The organism is Flavobacterium soyae (assembly GCF_021245985.1).
GTDB lineage: Bacteria > Bacteroidota > Bacteroidia > Flavobacteriales > Flavobacteriaceae > Flavobacterium > Flavobacterium soyae.
In genome coordinates this window covers 150,701-167,681 of the sequence record NZ_JAJQXA010000008.1, presented here as the reverse complement: position 1 = coordinate 167,681, position 16,981 = coordinate 150,701, and the positions used below count along the sequence as shown (strand labels likewise).

At 33.5% G+C, this 16,981-nt stretch carries 15 protein-coding genes; 10 read left to right on the top strand and 5 right to left on the bottom strand.

Going from position 1 to position 16,981, the window contains the following annotated elements; genetic code table 11:
• Nucleotides 1-143: 143 nt before the first annotated feature.
• The 4 genes from LUU93_RS12280 to guaA all read right to left on the bottom strand — a co-directional run bounded on the left by LUU93_RS12280 (nucleotide 144) and on the right by guaA (nucleotide 6,252).
• Nucleotides 144-545: an OsmC family protein gene (locus LUU93_RS12280; protein WP_232681413.1), complete on the bottom strand. Its 402-nt coding sequence runs from the start codon at nucleotides 543-545 to the stop codon at nucleotides 144-146.
• Nucleotides 545-2,662 carry a PBP1 and LysM peptidoglycan-binding domain-containing protein gene (locus LUU93_RS12275; RefSeq protein WP_232681412.1) on the bottom strand — a complete coding sequence of 706 codons (2,118 nt, stop codon included), beginning with the start codon at nucleotides 2,660-2,662 and terminating at the stop codon, nucleotides 545-547. Before LUU93_RS12275 ends, LUU93_RS12280 begins: the two co-directional genes overlap by 1 nt.
• Before the next feature lie 93 nt (nucleotides 2,663-2,755).
• A complete protein-coding gene (locus LUU93_RS12270; protein ID WP_232681411.1) occupies nucleotides 2,756-4,660 on the bottom strand; it encodes a muramidase family protein in 1,905 nt (634 codons plus the stop codon).
• Between the two features lie 62 nt (nucleotides 4,661-4,722).
• Nucleotides 4,723-6,252 (bottom strand): glutamine-hydrolyzing GMP synthase, encoded by a 1,530-nt coding sequence (gene guaA, locus LUU93_RS12265; protein ID WP_232681410.1) that lies wholly within the window; start codon nucleotides 6,250-6,252, stop codon nucleotides 4,723-4,725.
• A gap of 185 nt (nucleotides 6,253-6,437) precedes the next feature.
• On the opposite strand from guaA, the gene LUU93_RS12260 reads away from it, so the two are divergent.
• A complete protein-coding gene (locus LUU93_RS12260; RefSeq protein ID WP_232681409.1) occupies nucleotides 6,438-6,965 on the top strand; it encodes a hypothetical protein in 528 nt (175 codons plus the stop codon).
• Nucleotides 6,966-7,050: 85 nt separating this feature from the next.
• Here LUU93_RS12260 and LUU93_RS12255 read toward each other — a convergent pair whose 3' ends face one another.
• Nucleotides 7,051-7,794: a hypothetical protein gene (locus LUU93_RS12255; RefSeq protein WP_232681408.1), complete on the bottom strand. Its 744-nt coding sequence runs from the start codon at nucleotides 7,792-7,794 to the stop codon at nucleotides 7,051-7,053.
• A gap of 315 nt (nucleotides 7,795-8,109) precedes the next feature.
• On the opposite strand from LUU93_RS12255, the gene LUU93_RS12250 reads away from it, so the two are divergent.
• From LUU93_RS12250 to LUU93_RS12210, 9 genes are all read left to right on the top strand, one after another.
• On the top strand, nucleotides 8,110-9,027 hold the full coding sequence (locus LUU93_RS12250) for a DnaJ C-terminal domain-containing protein (protein WP_232681407.1): 918 nt from the start codon (nucleotides 8,110-8,112) through the stop codon (nucleotides 9,025-9,027).
• A complete protein-coding gene (locus LUU93_RS12245; protein WP_232681406.1) occupies nucleotides 9,020-9,325 on the top strand; it encodes a chaperone modulator CbpM in 306 nt (101 codons plus the stop codon). The genes LUU93_RS12250 and LUU93_RS12245 overlap by 8 nt, the downstream gene beginning before the upstream one ends.
• A 164-nt stretch (nucleotides 9,326-9,489) precedes the next feature.
• Nucleotides 9,490-9,873: a RidA family protein gene (locus tag LUU93_RS12240; RefSeq protein WP_232681404.1), complete on the top strand. Its 384-nt coding sequence runs from the start codon at nucleotides 9,490-9,492 to the stop codon at nucleotides 9,871-9,873.
• A 176-nt stretch (nucleotides 9,874-10,049) separates the two neighbouring features.
• Nucleotides 10,050-11,306: a chloride channel protein gene (locus LUU93_RS12235; protein WP_232681403.1), complete on the top strand. Its 1,257-nt coding sequence runs from the start codon at nucleotides 10,050-10,052 to the stop codon at nucleotides 11,304-11,306.
• Between the two features lie 66 nt (nucleotides 11,307-11,372).
• Complete coding sequence (locus LUU93_RS12230) at nucleotides 11,373-12,860, top strand: rhomboid family intramembrane serine protease (RefSeq protein ID WP_232681402.1); 1,488 nt, start codon at nucleotides 11,373-11,375, stop codon at nucleotides 12,858-12,860.
• Between the two features lie 100 nt (nucleotides 12,861-12,960).
• Nucleotides 12,961-13,965: a DHH family phosphoesterase gene (locus LUU93_RS12225; protein ID WP_232681401.1), complete on the top strand. Its 1,005-nt coding sequence runs from the start codon at nucleotides 12,961-12,963 to the stop codon at nucleotides 13,963-13,965.
• Between the two features lie 7 nt (nucleotides 13,966-13,972).
• Nucleotides 13,973-14,638 (top strand): gliding motility-associated peptidyl-prolyl isomerase GldI, encoded by a 666-nt coding sequence (gene gldI / locus LUU93_RS12220; protein WP_232681400.1) that lies wholly within the window; start codon nucleotides 13,973-13,975, stop codon nucleotides 14,636-14,638.
• A 15-nt stretch (nucleotides 14,639-14,653) separates the two neighbouring features.
• Nucleotides 14,654-15,727 carry a peptidylprolyl isomerase gene (locus LUU93_RS12215; protein ID WP_232681399.1) on the top strand — a complete coding sequence of 358 codons (1,074 nt, stop codon included), beginning with the start codon at nucleotides 14,654-14,656 and terminating at the stop codon, nucleotides 15,725-15,727.
• Nucleotides 15,728-15,769: 42 nt separating this feature from the next.
• Nucleotides 15,770-16,885 (top strand): peptidylprolyl isomerase, encoded by a 1,116-nt coding sequence (locus LUU93_RS12210; RefSeq protein ID WP_232681398.1) that lies wholly within the window; start codon nucleotides 15,770-15,772, stop codon nucleotides 16,883-16,885.
• Nucleotides 16,886-16,981: the final 96 nt, after the last annotated feature.

The window sequence follows — 16,981 nt, the reverse complement described above, 5'->3', positions numbered from 1 at the left end:
ATATTTTTTGCACATCAAAGATACTTCATATTATATTTAAGAACCAAAATTTGATATGAATATTTTGTTAATTTTTTCAATTATGAGAATTACATAAAAAAACCGTCAATATTGACGGCTTCTAAAATATATTGCAAAAAAAATTATTCCCAATTAAAGGTTACATTTTTTTCAATTTCGGAACTTAGGCTTAAAAACACCGGACAAGTCATTGCAGCACGTTCTAAGATAGTTTTACTCTTTTCATCAGCATTGCTTTTTAGTTCAAAAACAACTTCGATTGCACCAATTCTTCTTGGTTCAGCATTCATAATTTTAGTTACTTCGGCAGTTGAGCCAGTTAAATCTACGTTTAAATCACGGGCTTTAATTCCCATAATTGTAAACATACAGCTTGCTAAAGCATTTGCAACTGTATCTGTTGGAGAAAAAGCCTCGCCTTTACCGTTATTATCAAGAGGTGCATCAGAAATGATTTCACTTCCGGATTGTATATGAATTGATTTTGTCCTTAAATCGCCTAAGTAGGTTACTTTTGATGTCATTAATTTGCTTCTTTTAAAGTTAAGTCTGAATCGTAATATAATATGTAGACACCTTTATTTGCGTGTCCGCCATCTTCTTTTTTATAAAATTGAAATTTATTGTCAACCTGTTGTGTTGTCATTAAATCTGCTGTTTCCTGATACGTTTTTCCCTGAACCAAACGCATCATGGTATCAAAAGTTACATCAAAACCTCTGGTTGCATAACTATTTGGATAGATTTTATTTTTCAATTTATATTCTTTTTTAAAGATAGAAACTGATTGATCTTCACTGTCACGAGTTACAGACGGGTACATTAATTTTAATTTTACCAAATTATCAAAATTAATTTCGTCTGTATCAAGCGTGCTGTTTGGCTCTAAAATAACCAATTGCACCTGACATGATTTTTGGGCATCGGTCAATGCTTTTATTGTCGTTTTGATCATCGCCGTATTTCCCGTTTCCATTACAACATAATTCATTCGGTTTGGCAGTAATAAGCTCTTTAAATTAGCAACATCTAAACCTCCAGTTTCTGTTAAAGCCGCAAAAACAACTCCTTTTTGATTTTGTTTGATATAATTGATAACCGACTCTTTTTTCTTGTCTACAACAGCCACAATGTTTCCGTTTTTAGCTCTCATATAATCGAAAATTGCATTTCGAACCACATCGTTTGATGGTATTGTCTGGTACAAATTATCGATAGGATTTGCAGTATCTTTTGATAATGGCGAAATAACAGGAACATTATACAAACGAAGTGAATTTGCAGTAGACTCTGCATTATTTTGGTAAAATGGTCCCACAACAGCATCTGCTTCCTGCAGTTTATTTTGTGCAATTAAACTCGATATATTCGATGTAGTTTTTGTTTCCTGCGAATCATAAATTGAAACATCAATAGGTAATTTCAATGTTTTAGCCGAATCTATTGCCATCATTGCTCCCGAATAAAAATCAAGGGTCATGTTTAAAAACTTATCTGTTTTTAAACGCGCAGCTGTTCCGGTTGTATCGCTTTGTAATTTTGCCAGATTAAATGGCAATAACAAAATCACTTTTTTGCGTTCGCTTTGACCTCTTTTTTTAGTTAATTCTACTATTTCAGGATCTGCAGAAACAGTTTCTGATTTTACTTTATCTACAATTTTAATTCCTCCGCCTCTGCTTTCAATTGGTTTTTCAATCGCTTTTTCAGTTGGTTTTTCTACAGAAGTTTCTATAGCTTTTTCATCTGGCTGCGATTGTACAACAATAGGGACCGGCGCTATATATCCTGCAGGAACTTTTAAAACCATACCTTCTTTTACACCTTCTGAAAGCGATGGATTTAAGGCTGTTAATTCTTCCTGGGTTAAGTGAAAAACTCTTCCTAAACTATAAAATGTTTCTTTTGGTTTTACCTGATAGTCCATATACGAAACTGCTTTTTTAGATTCTGCAGTTTTTTTAGTTTCCTCAGGTTTTGCAGTTGCAGCCACAGGTGCAGCAGTTTCCGTTTTTGGAGCAGTTCCTTTAATTGTCAATCGATACCCAACTGGTAAACTTGTTACAATTTCAGGGTTTTTCTTTTCTAATTCTTCAATCGAAATTCCATATTGTTTTGCGATTCCAAATTTAGTTTCCTTTGCCTGAACATCATGATAAACATATTTTTCGGTTCCTTTTCCTTTCTGTTTTTTGTCTGAAACCGCAGCATTTTTTGGCGCAGCACCTTTTGCAGGAATCGTTAACGTCTGCCCCGGCTGTAAACCATCAGTAATCAAAAAAGGGTTTGCCGCTTTTAAAGCTTCATCAGTAACACTATATTTTTTTTCAAGACCAAACAATGTTTCTTTCGGCTGTACTTCGTGTGTAACCGTTTTTGAGTTACCACTCGATTTTACCGCAGCAGTTTCTTTTTTGTCTGTACTTTTTCCGGTTGGAATCAACAAAACCGTATTCGGTTTCACGCCATTGCGTGCATCCGGATTTAATTCATAAATATCAAAAGGTGTAACCTTAAATTTTTGGGCAATTTGGTTAACCGTTTCTCCACTTGAAACTGTATATTTTACCACTTTTCCTTGCGAAAAAGCCGAACAGGTTACAAAAAAAACAAGTAAAAATAATGTTGAATAATATTTCATAATAAGGCTTAAAACAATTTTAATTTTTAATTCAAAAACAAGATACTAATTTCTCTCATACAAGATTCACGCCACAATCAATTCTTCAAAAAATTATCGAAGATCGACTTCTAACTTTGCAATAATAACGTTCTTATATAACTCATCTTCTTCTTTTTTCTTGCATTGATACAGAAGTTCTTCCATATTTTGGAACTTATCTGAATAAACATAATAAGAAAGACTGTTTATATTAAAGAAAAAACTCGCGTTAAAATCACCTGAATCAATAAGTTGCATAATTAACTTATCTCGCTGCGATGCGTCTGTAAATATACCTAAAACTAAGTAATAGCCATTTGAAACTTCTTTAAGATTATCATAAACTTCAATCTTTATATTTTTTTCATTTTTAAACGGATTTTCTTTTAGTTCGCGTTTCATTTCTTCCAGCGAGACTGCTTTTGAAGTTTCTGCAGGAGCTGATTTTTTAATCGCTTCATCCTGATATTTTTTCAATTTAACCAAAGCTAGTTTATCATCAAATTTTCTGGCTTCCATACTATAATAAGAAGCTTTGCTGATGTGACGTTTTACTTCGATTTGTTTTTGAGTATCCAGCGAATCAATTTTAGAAATTAACTGCTGGTTTTTGGCATCGCCCTGCTCCTGTTCGATTTTATAACGTTTAATTTCGTCTAAAGAAAGTCTTTGCTGAATCGAAGTAACATTTTTATTTTTTTCGTTTTCGCGGATTTTCTTCTTGTATTCCTGATTTTCTTCAACAGCGATTTTCTCTACTTTATTCATTAAACCGGCATACGCTTTTCGGTTTTCAGCCAGTTCTTTTTTTAACTGAGACGATAATTCACTTGTTTTTCCGATGCTTTCATATGATTGTTTTTCTAAACGTTTTGATTCATCAACATTTAAAACATCCATTCGTTTTAATTCGAGCAAATCATTATTCATCGTGTTTACTAACGAATCTAATTTTGCCATTAAAATATCCTGAACATTTTTATTGGCTTCTAAAACCAGACGCAGTTTTTCAACCGAATTTTCTTTGGAACCATTCATATCATTCAAATTAACTTTTAGATCGTTAATTTTAATAATCTTCTCATTCATTTCTTTTTGAATAACCAGCCTGTCTTTTAAATCATCAATTTCAACAGTTTTGGCTTTTGTTTTTTCGACCACAACTTGTTTTTCGGCAAGAGCCAGCATTAATTCTTCACTTTCATTTGCCGGTTTTATTTCTTTTGTATTAATGGCTAATTTATTACCAACAATTAATCCGTTAATAATTTCCGGATTTTGAGATTCCAGCTGATCGATTGTAATGCCGTATTTTTTAGAAATCGAAAATTTGGTTTCTTTAGGTTCAACCACATGAAAAACAGTTTCCTGATTAATCACGCGAACTTTTCCGTCTAAAGTTTTTCTTTTGTTTGGAATGGCAATTGTCTGACCAATCTGCAGTCCGTTTTGCAATAATTCTTTATTTAGATTTTCTAAATCCTGAACCGAAACATTGTATTGTCTCGCAATGCTGAATAAAGATTCTTTTGCCACAACAAGATGTGTTCTTTTTGAAGCAGCTGCAATTTCTGTTTTTGGAAGATTTGAAGCGCTTTGCGGAATAATTAATTCCTGCCCAACCTGAAGTCCGCTTGCAAGAATTGGATTTGCATTTTGAATAGCTTCTACAGAAACATTATATTTTTTAGATAAACCGTACAGCGTTTCTTTTTCGCCAACAACATGAGTAATTTGCTGTTCTTGATTTGTTTTTTGTGGAGAATGAACGGGAATCTTGATAATTTGGTTGTCTTTGATTCCGTTTTGTGATTCGGGGTTGAGTTTGTAAATCTCGTCTACAGAAACCTTATACTTTTGGGCAATAAAATAAGCAGTTTCCCCTTTTTGAATCTTGTGCTCAATAATTGAATCTTGCGCAGCTATTTTGTTAAAAGACAAAATAAACGCAAGAGAAATCGTTAAAAGTTCTCTCATAAATAGTAGGTTATAAAAAATTAAGGCCTTACAAATGTAAGACCTTAATTTTAAAAACAATACTATTCCCACTCAATTGTTGCAGGTGGTTTTGAACTTATATCGTAAACTACACGATTCACGCCTTTTACCTTGTTGATGATGTCGTTTGACACTTTCATCAAGAAATCGTAAGGTAAATGAACCCAGTCAGCAGTCATACCGTCTGTTGATTCTACCGCTCTAAGCGCTACCACTTTTTCGTAAGTACGCTCATCGCCCATAACTCCAACACTGTTTACCGGAAGCAAAATTGCTCCAGCCTGCCAAACTTTGTCGTATAATCCCCAAGATTTTAATCCTTCGATAAAAACAGAATCAACATCTTGTAAAATTTGTACTTTCTCCGGAGTAATATCTCCTAAAATTCTAATTGATAATCCTGGTCCAGGGAAAGGGTGTCTTCCTAATAATTCTGGATCTATTCCTAATGTAGCTCCAACTCGCCGCACTTCATCTTTAAAAAGCATTCTAAGCGGTTCTACAATTTTTAATTTCATATAATCTGGCAATCCACCTACATTGTGGTGCGATTTAATTGTTGCAGATGGTCCTTTTACCGAAACAGATTCGATTACGTCTGGGTAAATAGTTCCCTGCGCTAACCATTTTACGTCTTCGATTAAATGTGATTCATCATCAAAAACTTCGATAAATACACGTCCAATAGTTTTACGTTTGGTTTCAGGATCACTGATTCCTGCAAGTTCAGAAAGAAAACGATCTCCGGCATCTACTCCTTTTACGTTTAATCCCATTCCTTTGTATTGATTCAATACATTTTGGAATTCGTTTTTACGCAAAAGTCCGTTATTTACGAAAATACAATAAAGGTTTTTACCAATTGCCTGGTTTAATAAAACCGCTGCAACAGTAGAGTCTACTCCGCCTGATAATCCTAAAACTACTTTATCGTTTCCTAATTTCTCTTTTAATTCTCCCACCATTTCTTCTACGAAAGCGTTTGGTGTAAAGTTTTGAGGAACTTCGGCAATTTTTACTAAAAAGTTCTCCAGCATTTTTGATCCGTCTGTAGAATGGAAAACTTCTGGATGATATTGAATTCCGTAGGTTGTTTCGCCTTCAATTTTATAAGCGGCAAATTCTACATCATGTGTGCTTGCTAATTTTACAGCATTAGTTGGAAGTGCTTTGATACTATCACTATGGCTCATCCAAACCTGACTGTTTTCTGAAACTCCATCAAAGAAAACTTCACTATCTTTTATGTAAGATAAATTTGCCCTGCCATATTCTCTAGTGTTAGAAGCGGCAACTTCACCTCCGCTAAAATGAGCTAAATATTGCGCTCCGTAACAAACGGCAAGCATTGGAAGTTTACCTCTAATTTGAGATAAATCTGGATGCGGGGCATCTTCTGCGCGAACAGAAAACGGGCTTCCGCCTAAAATTACTGCTTTGTAAGCTGATAAATCACTAGGAAAGTGATTGTAAGGGAAAATTTCGCAGAATATATTTAATTCGCGAACTCTACGCGCAATAAGCTGTGTATATTGCGATCCGAAATCTAAAATAAGTACGTTGTGTTGCATGCGCAAAAATACTTTTTATATTCGAAATTGAAAAATCAGAACTGTGAAAAAAAATTTTTTTTTTCACAGTTCTGATTTTAGGCTCAGAGTTGAAAAAGTACAAAGGTTCTGAGGTTTTAAAATTGAAGATTTTTTTTTTACTTTGCGCCTTTGTTCCCCTGAACCTTTGAAACTAAAAAACATTTATGAAATCAAAATTAATTGCCCTTACTCTTTTATTATCTCTATTTTTTACTTCTTGTAATGCTGTAGATGATTTATTGACTTTCAATATTTCAAACGAAACTTCGATTAAAATTGAAAGTACATCTCCAATTAATCTGCCAACAGAAATAGTCACACCGGATGTAACAACCAATTCTTCAGCCGAATTTGAAAACAATAAAACTAAAGCAAGTTTGGTAAAAGATGTAAAAATCAGATCGCTTAAGCTTTCTATTTCAGATCCTTCAGATAAAACTTTTACGTTTTTAAAATCAATACATTTATATATTTCAACAACAGATTCTGATGAAATAGAATTGGCGTATCAGGACAATATCAATTCGTCAAGCAATACGATTGATTTAATTTGTACCGATAAAAAACTGGATCAATATATTAAAGCAGACAGTTATAAGATTAGAACACAGGTTACAATTAAAGAAACGCTTACGAAAGATGTAACGATTAAAGCAGATATGACATTTAAGGTTACTGCAGATCCGTTTTAGTCTGAGGGTCTAAGATGCTGAGTTGCTAAGGTTCTGAGTTTTAAAAAAAGAACTTTAGCAACTATATTATTTTTCAAATTAAGAATTACTTCTTCTTTGGAGGTTTAGTAAGTAACCCTTGTTCTTTATAAATTAAAAAATTTGCTTTAACACCTGCTTCAAAGTTGTTCCAATAGTCCGATAATATAAAATTCCCTTCGGCATCATATATCTGAAATTCTCCTGTATTTCCACCAAGCTCACCTTTATTAAGAGCTTGTATAAAAAACGGATTGAAACCTTCTTTAAAATATATTCTAAATTCCTGAAAAGTTGACTTTAAAAGTAGTCTTTCTTTAACAACATCTCCATTTAAAACAGCCTTAATTAAATCGCCATCAATAGCTCCATAATCACGGCATTTAATAACGAAATAGGCAGAACTAGTTCTAATTTCTCCAAAATTAAGATCTTTTAAAACCAATTGTTGTTCATCTTCTTTTAATCCAGCATCTTTTAAAGCTTTATTTAAATCTTTTTCCATCTTTGCCACATATTGATCGCCTGGGTTAGCAAAATCATTTTCTGTAGACATTGTAAATTTACTTTTCTCCTCTCCAATCTGAAATTGTGATTTTGGAGTTATGCTCGTATTATCAAAAACATTTGGTGTTTTAATACTTGGTACATCTGCAGTTTCTGCCTGTGGATCTTTGACCTGCGGAATTGGTGTTTTTTTCTTTGTGCTAAACTTAGGTGCCGGAATAGGCTTGAATTTTGTTCCAAATTCAGTTTGCGCTGAAACAGTTACAGCAGCAAAAAACAGTATGAATAATAAAATATGCTTCATTGAAAAATGGTTATCGAATCGGCTTCATAATTTTTACAGAACTCAAGTCTAGCATCACAAAAATAGCATAAATAAGTTTGGTGCGACAACTTTAAGACTATTATAACAATATATTAGGCTAATTTTTGGAATCAAAAAACCTGCCAATTATTCCCTTTGTTATCAAAATAAATTCCAATCCCGAAGCTTCGGGATAAATTCCAAATTCCAAAAACGTGCGTTAATTTTTATTTTAAAACCATACATCACTTTGATAGTTAACAACTTATTCTTAACTTCAATATCTCAATTTATTTTATCCTAAAATTCAAAAAGATGGATTATATCGACTATTATAAAACCTTAGATGTTACAAAATCTGCTACAGAAGCCGAGATAAAAAAAGCATATAGAAAACTGGCCAGAAAATATCATCCGGATTTGAATCCAAATGATAAAGAAGCAGAGAAAAAATTCAAGGAAATCAACGAGGCCAACGAAGTTTTAAGCAATCCTGAAAATCGTAAAAAGTACGATAAATATGGTAAGGACTGGAAACATGCCGACGAGTTTGAAAAAGCTGGTTACGATCCAAACCAGCAGCAATATTCCAGACAACAACAAGGTAATCAGGATTTTTCTGGTTTTGGCGGAGGAGACTTTTCAGGAAGTGATTTCTCAGATTTCTTTAATTCTATGTATGGTTCAGGGCGAAGCAGCCGGGGTCAGTCCAAATATAGAGGACAGGATTTTAATGCCGAACTGCAATTAGACCTGGCTTCTGCTTACACGACGCACAAACAAAGCCTGACCGTAAATGGTAAAAATATCCGAATTACAATTCCGGCCGGTGTAGAAAACGGCCAGGTTATCAAAATTCCGGGACATGGCGGACCCGGCGTAAATGGCGGGCCAAACGGCGATTTGTATATCACTTTTATAATTGAAAATAATCCTGATTTTAAAAGAGAAGGAAACAATTTATATTCTAATGTTAATCTCGACCTTTATACTGCAGTTTTAGGCGGAGAAATAAATATTAAAACTTTTGACGGAAAGGTAAAAATTAAAGTTCCTGCTGAAACTCAAACCGGAACAAAAGTCAAGTTAAAAGGAAAAGGGTTTCCTATTTATAAAAAGGACAATCAGTTTGGAGATTTATATGTAACATATAATTTAAAAATTCCTACCAAATTATCTGAAAAAGAAAAAGAATTATTTGCAGAATTATCTAAACTTAGAAATCATGAGTAACAAGAACTTAATCCAAATAAAACAATTTTGTATCTATCACGAAATTGAAAATACTTTTATAACTGAACTCAACAATTATGGTTTAGTAGAAATTATTACCGAAGAAAATGATGAATATCTTCAGCCGGAACAACTGCCTTTAATAGAAAAAATGATTCGCATGCATTATGATCTTAATATTAATTTAGAAGGGATTGATGCCATTTATCATTTGCTGAATAAAATTGAGGTGTTACAGCAGCATTTGACAAATACACAGAACAAACTCCGAATCTACGAAGAAAACCAAACGGAATAAAACGTAAAATCTCTCTTTTGAAATATCACAAAAAAGAAAGATTTTTAATGTGATTTCAACTCATTATAATTCTTTTTGATGGGCATATTTCATAAATTGCAGCACATTAATTAACCTGAATTTGTTTTTAAAACGAAACAAAACAATTCAAAAAACCTCATAAAATGAAAAGAGAAAATATCTTAACAGGATCGCCGTGGGAAGACAAAATGGGATACTGCCGCGCTGTAAGAATTGGCAATATCGTTGAAGTTTCGGGAACTGTAGCAATTGTTGACGGCGACAAAGTAAAAGCCGACGATGCTTATGCGCAGACCTATAATATTATTGAACGCGTTGAAAAAGTTTTAGAAGACTTAAACGTTGGAATTAAAGACGTTATCAGAACCCGTATTTTCACAACTGATGTTTCTACCTTTGAAGAAGTTGCGAGAGCGCATTCTGCTTTTTTTAAAGATGTAAAACCTACAACCGGTTTTTATGAAATCAGTAAATTAGTTGCTCCTGAATATTTAGTTGAAATCGAATTTACAGCTGTTGTACAGTAAATAGTTTTTTTGCCGCAAATTTCACGAATTTTCACTAATTATTTTTTGTTTTACCACTCCCAATAGCTATTGGGGTAAAAGATTTAAAAAAATTCTTTTTGTTTGTCTCAATTAAAAACATATTAATTCGTGAAAATTCGTGAAATTCGTGGCTAGAAAAACATCACAAAAAGTTAATGACTTCCCAAACCCCAAAACAAATCCTGCTTTCCATCCCTAAATGGATTATTATTTGTGCTTTAATAGGCCTATTTTCAGGATCTGCATCCGCATTTTTTCTTGTTTCTTTAGAGTGGGTTACACAATTTAGAATTCATCACGACTATATTATCTGGCTTTTACCTTTGGGCGGATTTTTAGTTGGTTCTATTTATTATTATTGGGGAGAATCTGTAGTAAAAGGCAATAATTTACTGCTCGAAGAATACGAAAAACCTAAAAAAATCATTCCGCTTAAAATGGCTCCTTTGGTTCTTTTAGGAACTTTATTGACCCATTTATTCGGAGGTTCTGCAGGACGCGAAGGCACAGCCGTACAAATGGGAGGCGCAATTGCGGATCAATTCACCAAAATTTTCAAACTCGATAATGCCGAACGCAGGATTTTAATTATTCTGGGAATCAGCGCGGGTTTTGCTTCTGTTTTTGGCACTCCTTTAGCAGGCGCCATTTTTGCTTTGGAAGTTTTGTATTTCAGTAAAATCAATTTAAAAAGTATTGTACTTTCTTTTATGGTGGCTTATGCAGCTTATTTTACAGTAGAATTTTGGGAAATAAAACATACGCATTACAGCATTCCAATTGTTCCTGAACTTAGTATCGACAACGTATTTTACACTGTATTTGTTGGACTTCTTTCGGGATTTACAGCTTTATTATTTTCACGAAGCACTCATTTTTGGGGTTTCCTATTTTCGAAAAACATTAAATATCCGCCGCTGCGTCCAGTTATTGGCGGAATTATTTTAGCGATCGCCATTGCAGGTTTAGGGTTTACCAAATTTTCCGGACTTGGCGTTCCTGTTATTGTCGATTCATTTTCGAACCCGAGTGAATGGTATGATTTCCTCCTTAAAATTTTATTTACCGGATTTACTTTAGGCGCAGGTTTTAAAGGCGGAGAAGTAACACCGTTATTCTTTGTTGGCGCCGCTTTAGGAAGCACATTATCCTTATTTATCCCGATGCCAATTGCACTTTTAGCCGGAATTGGTTTCGTTGCCGTTTTCTCCGGAGCAACCCACACGCCTATCGCCTGCACCATTATGGGACTGGAATTATTTGGTATTGAATCTGGAATTTTTATTGCTATAGGATGTACAATTGCTTATTTTTCATCAGGTTCTGTTGGTATTTACAAATCACAAATTGTAAAAGGGGCAAAATATAAATTGTACCAAAGGTTTAAGGGGAAAGAATTGGAACATTTGTAACAAATATTTCGTGATAACTAAAAGTTTTTTTTGTAGTATTGTTTGACCTAAATCAAAACTATTAAAATGGCCTTTGGATTTCCAGCAGCGTACTCTCAATTAACGCCTTTAAATAATTTACCTCAAAAAACATTTATTTTAAACGCTGTCAGCATCTGCAAAAAACTAAATTGGAGGATTATTTATATTGATGAAAATGAATTAAATGCAGTTTCTCAAAACAATAAAAATATCTGGAACGAAACTATTTCATTTTCTTTTGATGAAAATACAGCTATAATAACAAGTTCTTCAAACGGAAATCAGATCTATGATCGTGGAAGAAATAAAAAAAAAACAGAAATCTTTTTAGACCTATATTTTGAAGAACTTAAAAATATTTCTGATTTTGAAATAAATGAAACTGATTTTTCGGAGCAAATAAAAAACGAAAATGTTTCAAATAAAGAAAAAACAGAACCTGAAAACATATCAGCGTTTTATTCATTCTTTTCGATTTTTACTCCTTCAAAAGGTTATTTGATTACTCCTGTTTTAATTTACATAAACCTTGCGGTTTTTCTTGTCATGACTTTTTCAGGAGTACATTTTTTTAAACCTGAAATTCAAAATATTATTGACTGGGGAGGAAATTACGGACCAATGATTTACGAAGGTCAATTCTGGAGATTACTAACTTCCTGCTTTATTCATTTCGGTTTTTTTCATTTAATTCTAAATTGCATCGCACTTGCTTATGCAGGACTTCTTTTAGAACCTTATTTAAAAATTTGGACCTTTCTGGCAACTTATCTTTTCTGTGGTGTTATTGCCAGTTTAAGCAGTTTATACTGGAATAAAGATTTGGTAAGTGCAGGTGCTTCAGGAGCCATTTTTGGTATGTATGGAATTTTACTTATTGTACTTTTATTTAAAACTTTTGAAACTAAAATAAAATTAAAATTATTACTCAACATTGCTGTTTTGGCTGGTATCAACATTCTTTACAGTTTTAAAGACGGTATAGATGCTGCGGCACATATTGGAGGTTTTGCCTCTGGTATTTTATTTGGTTTAATACTTTCCATTATAAGAAAAAGAAAAGATTACAGCATGGCACTTATTTCATCACTTGCTACAATAATAATTGCTGTTTTATTTATAAATTTTAAAAATTCTAAAGTCTATATATATCAGGTAATGGAATATGAAAAAAGAATGCAGGAATTTAATGATATGGAAAAAATGGCTCTCGAAGCTTACAGTATTCCATATGGAAATTCGATCGAAGAAAACAGAGAAAGTATCTTATACATGATTAAAGATCGTGGTATTTATTACTGGAATGAAAATATCACTTTGGTTAACGAATTAGATAAATTATATCTGCCGAAAGAAATACATCAGCAAAATGAAAAAATAATTGAATATTGCGAATTAAGAATCAGCTTATATGAGTTAGCATATAAAAAAATCTCTGAAAACAGCCCTAAATATGATGAACAAATGCTTGCTCTAAATTTCAAAATTGCCAGTACTTTAAACCAAATTAAAAAGGCACAGACAAAGAGCTAAATTTAAAAACCAGAAACGATAATTGGACTCCTTTCCTAAAAGTGTGTTAATCCACAAAATGATTTCAGCATTACATTAAAAAAATGTAAATTCGCACACTATGAAAATACAAGATATTCAGGCAATTCAATTATTGCTTGCTGCTCCAAAGAAAATTGTAATAATTCCTCACAGAGGACCAGATGGCGACGCCATGGGTTCTACTCTAGCTTTATACCATTTTTTATTAAAAAACAATCACCAGCCAACAGTGATTGCACCAAATGATTTTCCTGATTTTCTTGCTTGGCTTCCAGGTTCAGAAACAGTAAAAATCTTTGAAAAAGATACTGAAAACTGTACCGGAATATTAGAAGAAGCCGAGTTGATTTTTACACTCGACTTTAATGCTTTTCATCGTACGGGCGAAATGGAACATACTTTAGCAAAGCTAACTGCTCCGTTTATCATGATCGATCATCATGAAAAACCGCACGATTATGCTGCGTATATGTATTCTGATACTTCGTACGGATCGACTTGCGAGATGGTTTACAACTTTATTACCTTTTTAAACAAAAAAGAAGATATTGATAAAACCATTGCAACTTGTATTTATACCGGAATTTTAACCGATTCTGGTTCATTCCGTTTTCCGGGAACAACAGGAAACACACATAGAATTATTGCAGAATTAATCGATTTAGGTGTCGAAAACACTCAAATTCCGGTTTTACTATACGATAACAGTTCGTACAGCCGTTTGCAATTATTAGGACGTGCGCTTCAGAATATGAAAGTTTTCGAAGAACATAAAACTTCTTATACTACTCTTACTCAGGAAGAATTAGATTCTTTTCATTATGTAAAAGGCGATACAGAAGGAATTGTTAATTACGGATTAAGTATTAAAGGAATTGTTTTTACGGCTATCTTTATCGAAAATAGAGACGAAAAAATAATTAAAATCTCTTTCCGTTCGCAAGGAGGATTTGATGTAAACCAGTTTGCGCGCGACCATTTTAACGGCGGAGGCCACATAAATGCGGCCGGCGGAAGATCTGATGTGACAATGGAAGAAACCGTTAAAAAGTTTGAAGATTTAGTAACTAAACTAAAATTATAAAACCAATATGAACTACTTAAAACTTAGCATTTACTCACTGCTTTTTGCAGTTTTATTGGTGGGCTGTAAACACCATGAAGAAGCACGAAGACCAATTTCGAGAGCTTCGGGTACTTTTATGAAAAAATCGGCTGACAGAAATAAAAAGTTAGTAGCAAGCGAAGAAGAAGTCATCAAGAAAATCATCAAAAGCAATCCGAAAGTAAAATATTACGCTACTAAAAAAGGATATTGGTTCTCTTATGATGAAAAAAATAATACTGAAACTACAGCTCCAAAAAAAGGAGATATTGCCTATTTCAATTTAGAAGTTAAAAATATCGATGGCACACTTATTTATTCAGAATCTGATCTTGGCCCGCAGACTTATTATGTAGATAAACAAAATATTATGATGGGATTACGTGATGGAATCAAATACATGAAAAAGAACGAAACAGTTACTTTTCTGTTTCCATCTCATATCGCGTATGGATACCACGGAGACAATAAAAAGATTGGGCCTAATGAATCCTTAATTTGTACTGTTACGCTTCGTAATTTCGTTCCGGACCCGGCACAAACTACTGCTGCTCCTGCTGCTGTGGGTACGGGTGCAACATCAGTAAAAACTCCAAAACCTGCAGCTGTGAAACCAGCCGCAACAACTAAAAAAGATACAATAAACCCATAAAAAACATTTTAAGAAATGAAAAAAAGTATTTTATTATTACTATTAGCCGTAAGCTCATTGTATTCATGCAAAGACGACCACAGTAATTTACCAGATGGTTTATATGCTGATATCGAAACTAATAAAGGACACATCATTGTTGAATTAGATTACAAAAAAGCGCCAATAACGGTTGCAAACTTTGTAACATTGGCAGAAGGTAAAAACGAATTTGTAACGGATGAAAAATTAAAAAAGAAACCTTTTTTTGATGGCTTAAAATTCCACAGAGTTATTGAAGATTTCATGATTCAGTCTGGAGATCCGCTAGGAACAGGTTCTGGAGATACTGGATATAAATTTAAGGACGAATTCTCAGATTTAAAATTCGACAAAGCCGGTGTTTTAGCAATGGCAAACAACGGGCCAGGAACAAACAGCAGCCAATTTTTTATTACACATGTTGAAACTCCCTGGTTAGATAATAAACATACCATTTTTGGCCACGTTGTTGAAAAAGGACAAGAGGTAGTAAATAAAGTAGTTCAGGGTGATAATATCGTTGTTGTAACTATTATCAGAAATGGTGAAGCAGCTAAGAAATTTGATGCTGTAAAAGTATTTCACGATTATTTTGCTGATATAGCTAAAGAAAAAAGCAAGTATGCAGGAGCTCAAAAAGAAAAAGTAGATTTCTATGCTTCTATAAGACCAAAAGCGACAAAAACTTCAACTGGTTTAGAATATGTTATTACCGAAAAAGGTTCAGGAAAAAAACCTGCAGCAGGAACTCAGGTTTATATTCACTATGCTGGTTTCCTTGAAGACGGAACTTTATTTGATTCGAGCATTGAAGAGGTTAATAAAACTTTCGGAAAATTTGATGCTGCAAGAGCAGAACAGCACGGATATCAGCCAATTCCTTTTCAGGCAGGAAAAAAAGACGGTTTAATTCCTGGATTTATCGAAGGAATCGAAAAACTTTCTTTTGGTGATAAAGCGGTTCTTTTTATTCCATCTCATTTAGCGTATGGAGCAACTGGAGCTGGAGGAGTTATTCCGCCAAATGCAAATATTATTTTTGAAGTTCAATTATTAGAAAAACCATAATTATTTTTATAATTAGTTTTACAGACTTAAATTCGAAACACAATGAAATTTAAATTTCTATTTTTATTCTGTCTGGCTGTATTAAACATTCAGGCACAAGCAAAAAAAACTACTGCAGCAAAACCTAAAACAGCTGTTTCGGCTAATCCTGCTGAAGGTATTTTTGCAACAATTTCAACAACAAAAGGAGACATTGTTGTTTCATTAGAATATGTAAAAGCTCCAGTTACTGTGGCTAACTTTATTACTTTGGCAGAAGGAAAAAACCCTTATGTAAAAGTTGAAAAACTTAAAGGAAAACCTTTTTACGATGGTTTAAAATTCCACAGGGTTATTAATGACTTTATGATTCAGGGCGGTGATCCGGACGGAAATGGCTCTGGAGGTCCTGGATATGCATTTAAAGATGAATTTGTAGAGGAATTAAAATTTGAAAAAGGCGGTGTTTTAGCAATGGCGAATTCAGGCCCTGCAACAAACGGAAGCCAATTTTTTATCACGCATAAAGATACTCCTTGGTTAAACGGAAAACATACTATTTTTGGTCATGTAGTATCCGGGATGGACAATGTAAACAAAATTGTTCAGAATGATATCATGACAAAAATTACAATTACACGTAAAGGCGCCGCAGCTAAAAAATTTGATGCGGTAAAAATCTTTAGTGATGATGTAAAAAAACAAGAAGCCAAAAAAGACGAAGCTAAAAAGGTAGTAGCTGAAAAAGCTGCTTATTTTGCTGCAACAAAAGCTAAAGCGACTGCAACTGCATCTGGTTTAAAGTATGTAATTACTAAAAACGGAACAGGAGTAAAAGGCCCTGCAGGTTCTACAATTTATTTTCATTATGCAGGATACTTTGAAGATGGAAATCTTTTTGACAGCAGCATAACTGATGTAGCAAAAGCATACGGAAAATATGATGCAAACAGAGACGCTCAAGGCGGTTATAAAGCCTTTCCTTTTACAGTTGGTAAAAAAGACGGTATGATTCCCGGTTTTATTGAAGCTCTGGATATGATGACAGATGGAGAAAAGGCAATTTTCTTCCTTCCTTCAAATTTAGCTTACGGAGAACAAGGCGCCGGAGGAGTTATTCCACCAAATGCTACTTTGATTTTTGAAATTGAAACGTATCAAAATCAACCTGCTAAATAATACTTTAAATCCATTTTATAAAAATAGTAAAGCCGTCAAAATGTAGATTTTGACGGCTTTTTTCATTTCTCCAATTCTGTCAAATCTTCAAATTTG